Genomic DNA, 12,890 nt, shown 5'->3' on the forward strand with positions numbered 1-12,890 from the left:
TCGGGGGACTGTCCCCCGAATTTTTATGAATGAATAGTCATTCATCATTGTATAAATGTAAAGGGCAACAGTTGGTTGCCCTTTACGTCGTTGCATTGAATTAGAAGTTGTTGTCACTTCCAAAGAAGTTTTTAAATGATTGCAATGTTGTGTCCCGGTTTAATGATGCTATGGATGTCGTTAGTGGAATGCCTTTTGGACATGATTGGACACAGTTTTGGGAGTTACCACAATTGGCTAAGCCCCCGTCTTCATCCATAAGTGTGTTTAAACGTTCTGCTTTATGCATACCACCAGTTGGGTGAGCGTTAAAGAGACGAACTTGCGATAATGCTGCTGGACCGATAAATTCGGATTTACTGTTCACGTTAGGACAAGCTTCTAAACATACTCCACAAGTCATACATTTTGATAGCTCATAAGCCCATTGACGTTTTGCTTCTGGCATACGCGGTCCTGGCCCTAAGTCATACGTTCCATCGATTGGAACCCATGCTTTTACGCGTTTCAATGAATCAAACATCCGACTACGGTCAACAACTAAGTCACGAACGACTGGGAATGTTTTCATTGGTTCCAAATGGATCGGCTGCTCTAATTGATCAATAAGAGCAGTACAAGATTGACGAGGCTTGCCATTAATGACCATGGAACATGCCCCACACACTTCTTCTAAACAGCTAGCTTCCCAAGCAACGGCAGTTGTTTCTTCACCGTTAGCATTTACTGGGTTACGTCGGATTTCCATTAATGCAGAAATCACATTCATATTTTCGCGGTAAGGAAGCTCAAATTCCTCTTTGTAAGTACCGGACTCTCCGTCCTTTTGTCGAGTGACGATCAAACGAATGGTTTTTTCGCTCACGACTTTACACTCCCCTTCTTTTTAGACGTGTAATCCCGTTTACGAGGTTTGATTAAAGAAACATCTACATCTTCATACTCAAACTCCGGAGCTCCTGTTCCTTGGTTGAATTTCGCTTTTGTTGTTTTCAACCACTCATCGTCATTACGATCAGGGAATTCCGGTTTATAGTGGGCACCACGGCTCTCATTACGGTTGTAAGCACCTTGTGTGATCACTCGTGATAAGTGGAGCATGCCATCTAATTGACGAACAAAGGCTGCGCTTTGGTTACTCCACTTCGCTGTATCATCAATATTAATTTTCTTATAACGCTCAATGAGTTCCTGAAGCTTTTCATCCGTTTTGAGAAGACGGTTGTTTTCACGAACAACGGTTACGTTATCCGTCATCCACTCCCCTAACTCCTGATGAAGTTTAAACGCGTTTTCATTTCCGTCCATATTCAGAATATTATTGAACTGCTCTTGATCTTGTTTCAACTGATCATCGAAAACTTCGGATGACATATCTTCACTTGCTTGTTCTAGACCACTGATATATTCAACAGCTTTAGGGCCTGCAACCATTCCACCGTAAATTGCGGAAAGTAAAGAGTTCGCACCTAAGCGGTTCGCACCGTGCTGAGAGTAATCACATTCACCCGCAGCAAACAAGCCTGGAATATTCGTCATTTGGTCGTAATCAACCCATAACCCGCCCATTGAATAGTGAACGGCAGGGAAAATTTTCATTGGTACTTTACGAGGGTCATCTCCCATGAACTTCTCATAGATTTCCATAATTCCACCAAGTTTTACATCAAGCTCTTTGGAATCTTTATGAGAAAGGTCAAGGTATACCATGTTCTCCCCATTAACACCGAGCTTTTTATCTACACAAACGTCGAAGATCTCACGAGTCGCAATGTCACGCGGAACAAGGTTCCCGTAGGCCGGATATTTCTCTTCTAAGAAATACCAAGGTTCTCCGTCCTTATAAGTCCAGACACGTCCACCTTCGCCACGAGCAGATTCACTCATGAGACGGAGCTTGTCATCTCCCGGAATTGCCGTCGGGTGGATTTGGATAAATTCTCCGTTTGCATAGTAAGCACCTTGTTTATAAACAGACGCAGCAGCATACCCTGTATTAATCATTGAGTTAGTAGACTTCCCGAAGATGATTCCTGGTCCGCCAGTTGCTAAAATAACGGCGTCCGCACGGAATGATTGCATTTCAGAAGTGCCTAAATTTTGTGCTGTAATTCCACGGCAACGACCATCGTTATCTACGATTGCACTAAGGAATTCCCAGCCTTCGTATTTCGTGACTAAGCCAGCTACTTCATGACGGCGAACTTGCTCGTCAAGCGCATATAAAAGTTGTTGGCCCGTAGTCGCTCCGGCAAAAGCTGTACGATGATGCTGTGTACCACCGAAACGACGAAGAGCAAGAAGTCCTTCTGGCGTACGGTTAAACATAACCCCCATACGGTCCATTAGATGAATGACTCCAGGAGCGGCATCACACATTGCTTTAACTGGAGGCTGGTTAGCTAAGAAGTCTCCACCGTATACAGAGTCATCAAAGTGCTCCCAAGTGGAATCCCCTTCCCCCATTGTATTTAATGCACCGTTAATCCCGCCTTGGGCACAAACGGAATGGGAACGTTTTACGGGTACTACTGAAAATAATTCAACTTTCTTGCCGGCTTCTGCAGCTTTGATTGTGGCCATTAGCCCTGCCAAACCACCACCGACAACGATGATTTTACCATTACTCATACAAAACACTCCTTCTTATAGTGCGTGTTCAAAAAGGAGGATACTTTTTGAACTTCAACTTATCGACTTAAACGAATGCTAAAATGGATCGAATACCAACGAACGTTAGGGCAAGGAAGATTGCAATCGTTACGTATGTGGCAATTTGCTGTGAACGCGGTGAAACGGTAATGCCCCAAGTAATGGCAAACGACCATAGTCCGTTTGCAAAGTGGAACGTTGTTGCAGTAATTCCGATAATATAGGCAATAAGAGCGATTGGGTTTTCGACAATGCTTGCCATCATATCGAAGTTCACATCAGCTCCCAGCGCTGCAGCAATTCTTGTTTCCCAAACATGCCAAGCAATAAAAATCAACGTAATAATGCCTGTCGTTCGTTGTAAACGGAACATCCAGTTACGGAAATAACTATATGTAGTCGTATTATGTTTCGCCTGAAATGCGATGTAGAGGCCGTAAATGGCATGAAACAGGATTGGTAGGAAGATGAAAAGGATTTCTAAAGTATAACGGAACGGCAGTCCTTCCATAAAAGCAACCGCTTGATTGTACTCTTCTTCTCCTCGTACAGAGAAATAGTTAACTGACAAGTGGACGATTAAAAATAATCCAACAGGAATAACTCCTAATAAAGAATGCAATTTTCGATAGACAAAATCTCGGTTTGTTGACATCGGTTCTTTCCCCCTGTATATTTTAATTTTCTGAACAGGATATGCTTACAAACTTAAATGACTGTGTAACAAACGCCTCCTTCACTCTTCTATTCTTTCGACATTTTCATCCCATAATTACTTAAATGCCTTATCTTTGAACATCTTGTGACAAATCAATTGTACTCCGTTTTTCAGCCAATCGTCAAGAAAGCGGATACAGACCTCATTTTAACAGAAAAGCGTTCAGAGGAACACAATCTTACTAATTTTCTGATATAAAAATGAAACCATTTTGCTTCCAGGTTTAGATGAAAAGCACTTCCTATTCGTTAAGAAAGTGCTTTTTCTTTTTATAAACCCATTTGTAAAGTAAGTAAAGTGTTTTCTTAATATACTTTTTATGATGACTCTTTATTGTTTAACGTTAGATAAGATTGCTTGTCCCTTCATACATAGCGCGACATTTTTTGCAACTCTAATGATCTTGGAGGAAAATCATTTGTCCAAAACATCATCATGAGTCAAAAAGCGCTCAAAATGCAGCACATTTACGAAAACAGCTTTTATCCAATAATAATTCTTTCAGTAGGGTATTTGTAATGAGTCTTTTGCTCTTGTCGCCGTATGGAAAATAAGAACGCAACAAGACCTACTCGCCCAATAAACATTAACACCATTAACGTAACTTGGCTTGGGAGACTTAAGTCAGCTGTAATCCCCATCGATAATCCACACGTTCCAAAAGCGGAACTTGCTTCAAAAATAATCGGCATAAGATTAAACTGGTTCATATCCTCAAAATGTGCTATCAGAACGATGGAACTGAAAAGCCCAACTACAAAGACAGACAGGACGATAAACGCCTTTTGACGATCTTCAGGATGGATTTCCCTTCCGAAGGCTTTCACATCACTTCGCCCCATAGCAAAGCTTCGAATCGTCAGGAACATAACCGCTAATGTTGTTGTCCGAATCCCGCCACCTACACTGGACGGACTAGCCCCGATAATCATCAGCCCTGAAAGAAGCAGTAAACTTGCAAGGCCTAGTTGCGAAATATCCATAGTCGCTAAGCCCCCACTTCTAGCGGTCGTTGAATTAAACAATGAGAAGAAAAATTGCTGATGCCAAGAGAGCCCTTCATAAAACTCATTTCTTTCAAGAAACCATAAACCGACAAAGCCAATGGCCAACACGATGAAGTACGTTGAAACAGAAATTTTTGTAAACAAGCTAAATCGAAAATTATTGTCTTTTGAAGTCAAGTATTCTTTTACTTCCATCAAAACAGGAAATCCAATTGCCCCGGCTATAATGAGGAGCATATTAACTAATTGTACGAAATAATCATCCGCAAACGGAATGAGAGATTGTCCTGTTACATCAAACCCAGCATTAGTAAAAGCTGTCAACGCACCGAATGCGCCTTGATAATATGCCTCAAACGCAGTATCAAAATAGTTTAAATAATATGTACCTAATATGAGCGCTCCGATCAGTTCAATTAATAGAGCAACTGCCAAAATTCCGCGCATAAGTTTAACAAGTCCTGAAAACGCGATTTGGTTTTGGTCAACCATAATCAACATTCGTTGTGAGAGGTGAATTTTCCGCCCAAAAATCATCCAGACGAACGTACCAATTGTCATAACACCGATCCCGCCCAACTGAATAGCTAAAGCGAGAAAGAACACTCCCCAACTGCTATACGTTTCCGACACGTTGACAACGGTAAGTCCAGTTACACTTACAGCACTAACCGACGTAAATAGAGCCTCAGAATAACTAACATTCACGCCAGGTTGTGAGGAGAACGGTAAAAATAGCAAAAAGCTAAAAACGAACATAGCAATAACATATGAAGTTAAAATAATCCGAAATGGAGTTAACAATTTTGATAATCCAAGTTTCATCCTATGGACCTCCAAATTTAGTCGGGACTTAGTATACCACTTAATGGATATTGTCGCTATGATAAATCTGAATTAATAAAGGATGTTTATAGAGGCCAAGATAAATAACTATCAATATGCTATGTTCGCTTAATTTCTGTACGGACATGTATTAATAGGTGCCCTCAGTTCAGCCTGCACTACTCAATCATCCCCAATCACCTTACTTTTTATCTTTAGAGAGAAAAACAGTCTAAAATGCTTAACCTGTTTTCCTACGACTATGATAAAATAAAAGAGGTAGATAACCCGAAGCGAACAGGCACTGGAGGAAGACTTATATCATGTCTAACAATAATTTGAAAGAAGGACTTCACGACGATCAACTCGATACGTTACCAGATACCCCTGATCCAAGCTTTAGCTACGAATTACTTCGCCATCTATTACTTCCCGAACTTTTAGGAGAAGAAGAAGAATCGATTCTTTATTGGGCGGGTAAAACATTAGCAAGAAAACAGCCATTATCTACAGTTGAAGAAATTCAGGCTTTTTTCTATAAAGCTCAATGGGGAGTATTAAAGGTTCTTAAAGAAAAGAAAAATGAACAGACTTTTGAGTTGGCTGCTACGAAATTAACGAGAGAACATGCACCCGTTTCCCTAGAGGCGGGATTTCTTGCTGAACAATACCAGATCCAAAGAGGCTGCTATACAGAAGCTGCCTATGAACTGAAAAAAAAGAAACCTCTCACCTTTCACATTATTGTGAAATGGGACCCTAAAGACACTACAGAATAAAAATTGAGAAGAACATGTAAATGCTTAAACAGATAAGCTGTCTCACAATTAGACGTGAGGCAGCTTTAAAAATACTCTGCAAAGATCGTAGCCTCATAGGAAAAAGCGTGTACACATAAAGGTGAAAACCACTAACCATGGGGCTCCCCTCTATTCGCACGCAAGAGCTTTAAGTAATGCAGCGGCTTAGTGCGCCTCAAAAGATGAAGAAGTATCTTTTGAGGCACTCTTTTATGCCATATTCGCTTGTACTTCTACTTTCTCGTCTAATTCAAAGAAGGTGTGTAATGCCTCAACTGCATTGGTCATCTTTTCCTCTTCCACAACTACTGACACTTTAATTTCAGAGGTAGATACCATTTGTACACGGACTTCTTGTTCTGACAAAACTTGGAACATGTCCGCAGCGACTCCTGGGTTTGAGACCATCCCGGAACCGACAATCGAAACTTTCGCAAGTTGATCTAGGTGGCGTACTTTCGTATAGTTTAATTTGTTTTTATTGTTTTCCAATACGTTTAACGTTTCTCTCAATGCTTGTGTATGAATTGAAAAAGAGACATTAACACGATCATCTTCCGTTAGCTGCTGAATAATAATATCCACGTTTATGCCAGATTGAGCAAGAGTGGAGAATAAATTAGTCAATGTATTCACTTCATTTTGCATACCTTCTACCGTCACTTTGGTAACGCCACTTTCAAATGCAAGTCCTCGAACGATTAAATTTTGTTCCATTGATGCTTCCTCCTCTACAACAGTACCTTCTTGTTCTTCCATACTCGATCTGACAATGAGTGGGATGGCATAATTTTTTGCAAATTCAACAGCTCTCGGGTGAAGGACTCCTGCACCTAAGTTGGCCAGCTCAAGCATTTCATCATAAGAGACACTTTTAAGCTGCCTTGCTTTATTCACCACTCGGGGATCCGAAGTGAAAACTCCTGCTACATCTGTAAAAATCGTACAGTTTTCTGCTTGTAAAGCAGAAGCTAATGCGACTGCAGTTGTATCAGAGCCACCTCTACCCAAAGTCGTAATTTCCCCTTCCTCTGTCATCCCTTGAAATCCAGCAACAATCACAACTTTTCCTTCGTCTAAATAACGTTCGATGTTCGATGTCTCTATATCTGTGATGCGCGCATTTTGATGTACAGGTTCTGTTCGGATTCCTGCCTGCCACCCCGTTAATGAGACAGCTTCAATCCCAAGCTCCTTTAGTGCCATGACCATAAGGGAAATCGTCACTTGTTCCCCCGTACTCATGAGCATATCCATTTCACGTTTGTCTGGTTCTTCACTCATCTGAAAAGCAAGGTCAACGAGTGAATCGGTTGATTTCCCCATTGCTGAAACGACCGTTATAACTCCGTGTCCTTCGTCTTTTGCTTGCTTTACCCTCTGGGCAGCTCGTTTAATTTTAGCTGCATCCGCTACAGAAGTTCCACCAAACTTCTGAACAATTGTAGTCAATCTAAACGCCTCCTCTTTAACTTTTCTTTTTCGGTTGAATGGCGACGACTCTAAGATCGATATTTGTATGTAAAATACAAAAAACGACAGCAGGATCACAATCCCACTGCCGTATTCGACTACGAAATAAAAATAACGAGCCGCTCGGTGAGATAGTTCTCCACACAACCTTTGTTGTATGACAGCCCTGTATTTATTCAATACAGATCCAGTAAAAAAGCCATTGAGTGACTTTTCTACTTCGGCGATCGTTCCTTTCCATTTGCATCACAGGAACTCAATTCCCTCCACAAATGTACTGATCACGTTCGCTCCTCTACCATTCACTTCATGAGCTGAAGTATGATATTCATTTTCTATTTAAGAGTGTACCAAACATTCTCACTATTGACAACGACTTTTTTGAACATCCTACTTGCTTCCGTGTTCAAAAAGGAGCATAAAAAGAGCCGAGTAGATTGAGGCGCGGAAGTTACGAAATCCGGAGAGTATGGTTTTAATACGTGAGGAATGGAGTAACGACGCAACGAAAAGGTACGACTGCTATTTAGCGGACTTTTTTGAACATCCTCTTTTTATTGTTTTTCTTTATCTGAATCAAGCTTTCGCTTCAATTCCTGTGCCACTGAAGCAGGGATCCCAGCCTCTCGTATCTCGTTAAACGTGGCTTCTTTTAACCTTTTTAACGACCCAAAATGTTTCAATAGCATTTTTTTTCTCTTTTCACCTATTCCGTCAATACCATCCAAAAGCGAAGTGAACATCGTCTTTTTTCTAACGTTCCGGTGAAACGTGATCGCAAATCTGTGAACTTCATCTTGTATACGCTGTAATAAATAAAACTCCTCGCTCGTTCTTTTTAGAGGAACAACTCGAGGTGGATCACCAATCATCAGTTGGGAAGTACGGTGTTTCTCGTCTTTCACTAGACCGCAAACCGGGATTACCAGTCCAAGCTCATCTTCTAATACACTTTGAGCCGCTGAAATTTGTCCCTTTCCTCCATCAATTACAACTAAGTCAGGGAGAGACTGCTCTTCTTTTAACAAACGAACATAACGCCTTCGTACTACTTCCCGCATAGACTCATAATCGTCTGGTCCTTGGACATCTTTGATTTTATATTTCCGATAATTTCGCTTATCCGGTTTGCCATCCAGAAATGACACCATAGCTGAAACTGGGTCCACACCTTGAATATTTGAGTTATCGAAGGCCTCAATACGATGCGGTGTCTCAATCTGTAATGCTTTTCCTAACTCTTCAACGGCGATAATCGTTTTTCGTTCATCACGCTCAATAAGATCGAATTTTTCTTTCAAGGCAATCAACGCATTTTTCGTTGCCAGTTTGACAAGTTCTTTTTTCTGTCCTTTTTTCGGTTTAAATGTCTTCACGCCAATGAATTCAGCAACAAGATGTTCATCGATTTCTTCAGGAAGGAAAATCTCTTTCGGTTTTTTATGCTGCTGGTCCGCATAAAACTGACCAATAAACGTGTAAAAATCATCCGCCACATCTTGGTACATCGGAAACATGGAGACATCTCGCTCAATCAATTTCCCTTGACGAATAAAGAATACTTGGATACACATCCACCCTTTATCAAAAGCAATCCCAAATACGTCCCGATCAGTCATATCAGTAAGCGTCATTTTTTGTTTTTCCATGACGGCTTCAATATGCTGGACTTGGTCGCGCATCTCTTTTGCTCGTTCAAAATTCAGCTCTTCAGACGCTTCATGCATTTTTTTCATAATATCCGCTTTGATTTCCTTATGTCCCCCATTAAGGAAACGGCTGATTTGTGTAACCAGTTCTTTATTCGTTTCTTCGGTTACTTCAAACTCACACGGAGCAAGACATTGTCCAATGTGGTAATACAAACAAACGCGATCCGGAAGTGTGCGGCATTTTCGGAGTGGATAAAGACGATCAAGGAGCTTTTTCGTCTCGTTAGCCGCTGAAGCGTTTGGATAAGGACCAAAATATTTACCTCCGTCTTTTTTTACTTTTCGTGTTGTAATTAACCTCGGGTGCTCCTCATTAGTAACCTTCAAGTATGGGTAACTTTTATCATCTTTAAGAAGTACATTATATCTAGGTTCATATTTTTTAATTAAATTCTGCTCGAGTAACAGGGCTTCAATATTAGAAGTTGTAACAATATATTCAAAGTCACGTATTTCACTGACTAAAAGCTGTGTCTTTTTATCATGAGATCCGGAAAAGTAAGATCGAACACGGTTGCGGAGAACCTTTGCTTTACCGATGTAAATAATCGTTCCATGTTTATTTTTCATCAAATAACATCCAGGTTGGGTTGGAACGAGGGAGATTTTTTCTTTTAAGTTTTCCATTATCGTCTCCTCACACCCTTCAAAATGTACTATTCTAACTATAGCATAGGTCGTATCTGTTCGAAACAAACACAGGTTCGGCTCAGATTGATTAGCATATCAGTGGAGGAATGTATTTGTGGATATTTCAGCGGAAATGCTCGAAATATCGAATATTCGACAGACAATAACAAACAACGTCACACCTACATAAGAAAAAAAGCATAACATTTTGTTAAAGCAGTTTCCTAAAAGATTCTCTTTTTAAAAAGATAAGATCTTCGCTCGCTTTCCGCGAGCAACGCTTCAGTCTCGGGAAACATCCTGCGGGGTCTTCTGCGGCTCCTCGTCGCAAGAAAACCATAGTTGCTTTTCCCGTTGGAGTCGCCGCCTTTCGCTCTTTCGTTTTATAAATCAATAACGTCAATCTATGCGAAAAATGCCTTTATTAAAAACAGCGTTAGTTTCCGCCGTATATTTTAATGTCTCAGGAATCTTTTCCCTTGAGACGAACGGCGTGAAGGTAGCTGTCCTCTTTATAAAGAAAGCTTTAGTTGTGCTTGTATTTTATCCCTTTAAAGAAGTTAAACTTTCTTAAAGTATAAGAAAAAACGCTTATCGGTCTTTTATTAAAAACTTAACTCTCCAAAAAGAAGACTGCCTCATTCTTGAGACAGTCTTCCTAAACACTTTACGCATGTTTATTTAAAAGTTCTACTAATGCTTCTTTTGGTTGGAAGCCAACGACTTGATCAACGACCTCTCCATCTTTAAATAAAAGCAGTGTAGGGATACTCATTACACCGTATTTGCTTGCTGTTTCTTGGTTTTCGTCAACGTCAAGCTTTACGATTTGAGCTTTATCGCTCATTTCTCCGTCTAATTCTTCAAGTACTGGAGCAATCATTTTACATGGTCCACACCATGGTGCCCAAAAGTCAGCTAATACAAGACCTTGGCCTGTTTCTTCTGCGAAGTTTTTGTCTGTTACATTTTTAATAGCCATTTAAATAACTCCTCCTCAACGGGACTAATTTTCTCAAGTTTAGTATATCATCTTTGAATCAAATGTTGCGAATGAACCGCTTAATGGATGATACTCGTTAAACTGTATAGTTATTGTACGAAAGTTCACATCTCTTTAGCAAAGAATATGCTCAGAAAGTTGAAGAAGTTGAAGCATTTGTACTGTTATCTTTTGCAGGAGAGCGAGATATTATTTCACCATGAATCTCAATTGAAAAAGAAGTCCCATCACATCTGAATGAGACTTCTTCTTTAAGCTATATTAAGACTTAACAAGAGCAGACTTAAATTCTTCGGTCAGTTTCGGGATGACGTCAAACAAGTCACCGACAATGCCATAGTCAGCGATGTTAAAAATCTCTGCTTCAGGATCTTTGTTGATCGCTACAATAATTTTTGAGTTAGACATTCCCGCTACGTGTTGAATTGCTCCGGAGATCCCAGCTGCAATATAAAGATCCGGGGTAACAACCTTCCCTGTTTGACCGATTTGCAGTGCATAGTCACAATATTCAGCGTCACATGCCCCTCGTGATGCACCAACAGCAGCACCTAGCACTTCTGCTAGCTCATCGAGAATTTTAAAGTTCTCTGATCCTTTCATTCCACGCCCACCAGCAACAATGACACTTGCTTCAGATAGGTCGACACCAGACGTAGTGTTTTTTACAACTTCTTTAATTACCGTTCTTAGGTCCTTAATCTCTACATCAAGAGATTCTACATCACCTGTGCGGGAATCGTCTTTTTCTAATGAGGAAATGTTATTTGGTCGAACTGTAGCAAAAACAAGGCCATCAGAAATCACTTTCTTTTCAAACGCTTTACCTGAATAGATTGGCCGTGTGAATATGACTTCATCTCCAGCCACTTCAATTGCAGTTGCATCAGAAACTAAGCCTGAGTTTAATCTAGCAGCTAGTTTCGGCGCAATGTCTCGTCCAATTGCCGTATGGCCCAAAACAATACCTTCAGGGCTTACTTTTTCCACTACTGCTTGTAATGCCTGAGCGTAGCCATCTGGTGTATAGGCTGCTAGTTTGTCACTTTCAACTACAACCGCTTTGTCAGCACCATACGCAATCATTTCGTTGGCTAAACCGCTTACATTTTCCCCTAACAAAGCCGCAACAACTTCACCACCATCTGCAACTTCCTTAGCAGCAGCGATTGCTTCAAAAGATACATTTCGGAATTCACCGTCACGAATTTCTCCAACTACTAACATTTTTTTCGCCATGTCAAATCCTCCTCTATTTATATCACTTTCGCTTCATTTTTTAGCAAAGAAACCAACTCTTTCACTTGATCGTCTACTTCACCTTCTAAAACTTTACCAGCTTGTTTTTCAGGTGGCAGGTAACGGTCAACTGTTTTCGTTTTACCAGTCACGTCATCTTCGTCGAGGTCTAAATCATCCGGCTCCAACGTTTCCAATGGCTTCTTCTTCGCTTTCATGATACCTGGAAGAGAAGGATAACGAGGTTCATTTAACCCTTGTTGTGCTGTCACTAATACAGGTAGGCTAAGTTCAACAATTTCCTGGTCACCTTCAACATCACGTTCGATCGTCGCTTTTCCATCCGTAACTTCAATATTGACAATAGAAGTAACGTGGTTAATTCCGAGTTTCTCTGCAAGTCGAGGTCCTACTTGACCAGAACCGCCATCAACAGCAACGTTTCCACCGAGAATAATATCGGCTTCTTTATTTCCGAAGTATGCCGCTAATAGGGCTTGAGTAGAGAAAGGGTCTTGATCTTCTACTTCGTCATTATCAATTAAAACGGCTTTGTCCGCACCCATGGCAAGACCTGTACGCAGCTGTTTTTCTGCTTCCTCTTCACCAACTGTCACAAGGGTAACTTCACCTCCGTGCTCATCACGCAGCTGAATCGCTTCTTCAATGGCATACTCATCATATGGGTTAATAATAAATTCCGCTCCATCCTTAGCAATTTGGCCATTTTCAATTTGAATCTTTTCTTCTGTGTCGAATGTGCGTTTCATAATCACATAAATGTTCATCTTAGTCCCTCCCATAAAATAATCCAATGTATAGTAGTCCTTC

At 40.7% G+C, this 12,890-nt stretch carries 10 protein-coding genes and 1 riboswitch; of the genes, 1 reads left to right on the forward strand and 9 read right to left on the reverse strand.

Annotated features, from left to right (window positions below; translation table 11 throughout):
* Positions 1-100: 100 nt before the first annotated feature.
* From sdhB to CDZ94_RS08130, 4 genes are all read right to left on the reverse strand, one after another.
* Positions 101-865 carry a succinate dehydrogenase iron-sulfur subunit gene (sdhB, locus tag CDZ94_RS08115; protein WP_096435988.1) on the reverse strand — a complete coding sequence of 255 codons (765 nt, stop codon included), beginning with the start codon at positions 863-865 and terminating at the stop codon, positions 101-103.
* A complete protein-coding gene (gene sdhA / locus CDZ94_RS08120; protein ID WP_096435989.1) occupies positions 862-2,631 on the reverse strand; it encodes a succinate dehydrogenase flavoprotein subunit in 1,770 nt (589 codons plus the stop codon). The genes sdhB and sdhA overlap by 4 nt, the downstream gene beginning before the upstream one ends.
* 67 nt (positions 2,632-2,698) lie before the next feature.
* Positions 2,699-3,307 carry a succinate dehydrogenase cytochrome b558 subunit gene (locus tag CDZ94_RS08125; protein ID WP_096435990.1) on the reverse strand — a complete coding sequence of 203 codons (609 nt, stop codon included), beginning with the start codon at positions 3,305-3,307 and terminating at the stop codon, positions 2,699-2,701.
* A 545-nt stretch (positions 3,308-3,852) separates the two neighbouring features.
* Positions 3,853-5,202 carry a TrkH family potassium uptake protein gene (locus CDZ94_RS08130; protein ID WP_096435991.1) on the reverse strand — a complete coding sequence of 450 codons (1,350 nt, stop codon included), beginning with the start codon at positions 5,200-5,202 and terminating at the stop codon, positions 3,853-3,855.
* Positions 5,203-5,525: 323 nt separating this feature from the next.
* Between CDZ94_RS08130 and CDZ94_RS08135 the strand changes: the two genes are divergently transcribed.
* Positions 5,526-5,981, forward strand: a complete 456-nt coding sequence (locus CDZ94_RS08135; RefSeq protein ID WP_096435992.1) for a DUF2507 domain-containing protein — start codon at positions 5,526-5,528, stop codon at positions 5,979-5,981.
* A gap of 231 nt (positions 5,982-6,212) precedes the next feature.
* Here the strand turns inward: CDZ94_RS08135 and CDZ94_RS08140 are convergent, their stop codons facing one another.
* The 5 genes from CDZ94_RS08140 to CDZ94_RS08160 form a co-directional block, all read right to left on the reverse strand.
* Positions 6,213-7,454 (reverse strand): aspartate kinase, encoded by a 1,242-nt coding sequence (locus CDZ94_RS08140; RefSeq protein ID WP_096435993.1) that lies wholly within the window; start codon positions 7,452-7,454, stop codon positions 6,213-6,215.
* Positions 7,455-7,599: 145 nt separating this feature from the next.
* A riboswitch (Lysine riboswitch) is annotated at positions 7,600-7,781 on the reverse strand.
* A 248-nt stretch (positions 7,782-8,029) separates the two neighbouring features.
* A complete protein-coding gene (gene uvrC / locus CDZ94_RS08145; RefSeq protein WP_280951836.1) occupies positions 8,030-9,814 on the reverse strand; it encodes an excinuclease ABC subunit UvrC in 1,785 nt (594 codons plus the stop codon).
* 670 nt (positions 9,815-10,484) lie between these two features.
* Entirely contained in the window at positions 10,485-10,799 is a 315-nt protein-coding gene (gene trxA / locus CDZ94_RS08150; RefSeq protein WP_096435994.1) for a thioredoxin, read from the reverse strand.
* 282 nt (positions 10,800-11,081) lie between these two features.
* Positions 11,082-12,059, reverse strand: a complete 978-nt coding sequence (locus CDZ94_RS08155) for an electron transfer flavoprotein subunit alpha/FixB family protein (protein ID WP_096435995.1) — start codon at positions 12,057-12,059, stop codon at positions 11,082-11,084.
* A gap of 17 nt (positions 12,060-12,076) precedes the next feature.
* Positions 12,077-12,847, reverse strand: coding sequence for an electron transfer flavoprotein subunit beta/FixA family protein (locus CDZ94_RS08160; protein ID WP_096435996.1), 771 nt, complete (start codon positions 12,845-12,847; stop codon positions 12,077-12,079).
* Between the last annotated feature and the right edge of the window lie 43 nt (positions 12,848-12,890).

It is taken from the genome of Alteribacter populi, assembly GCF_002352765.1.
Classification (GTDB): Bacteria; Bacillota; Bacilli; order Bacillales; family Salisediminibacteriaceae; genus Alteribacter; species Alteribacter populi.

Excerpts from the sequence above, each read along its gene's own strand:
- sdhA (WP_096435989.1), bottom strand. The coding sequence starts at position 2,631 with ATGAGTAATGGTAAAATCATCGTTGTCGGTGGTGGTTTGGCAGGGCTA.
- CDZ94_RS08125 (WP_096435990.1), bottom strand. The coding sequence starts at position 3,307 with ATGTCAACAAACCGAGATTTTGTCTATCGAAAATTGCATTCTTTATTA.
- CDZ94_RS08130 (WP_096435991.1), bottom strand. The coding sequence starts at position 5,202 with ATGAAACTTGGATTATCAAAATTGTTAACTCCATTTCGGATTATTTTA.
- CDZ94_RS08135 (WP_096435992.1), top strand. The coding sequence starts at position 5,526 with ATGTCTAACAATAATTTGAAAGAAGGACTTCACGACGATCAACTCGAT.
- uvrC (WP_280951836.1), bottom strand. The coding sequence starts at position 9,814 with ATGGAAAACTTAAAAGAAAAAATCTCCCTCGTTCCAACCCAACCTGGA.
- trxA (WP_096435994.1), bottom strand. The coding sequence starts at position 10,799 with ATGGCTATTAAAAATGTAACAGACAAAAACTTCGCAGAAGAAACAGGC.
- CDZ94_RS08155 (WP_096435995.1), bottom strand. The coding sequence starts at position 12,059 with ATGGCGAAAAAAATGTTAGTAGTTGGAGAAATTCGTGACGGTGAATTC.
- CDZ94_RS08160 (WP_096435996.1), bottom strand. The coding sequence starts at position 12,847 with ATGAACATTTATGTGATTATGAAACGCACATTCGACACAGAAGAAAAG.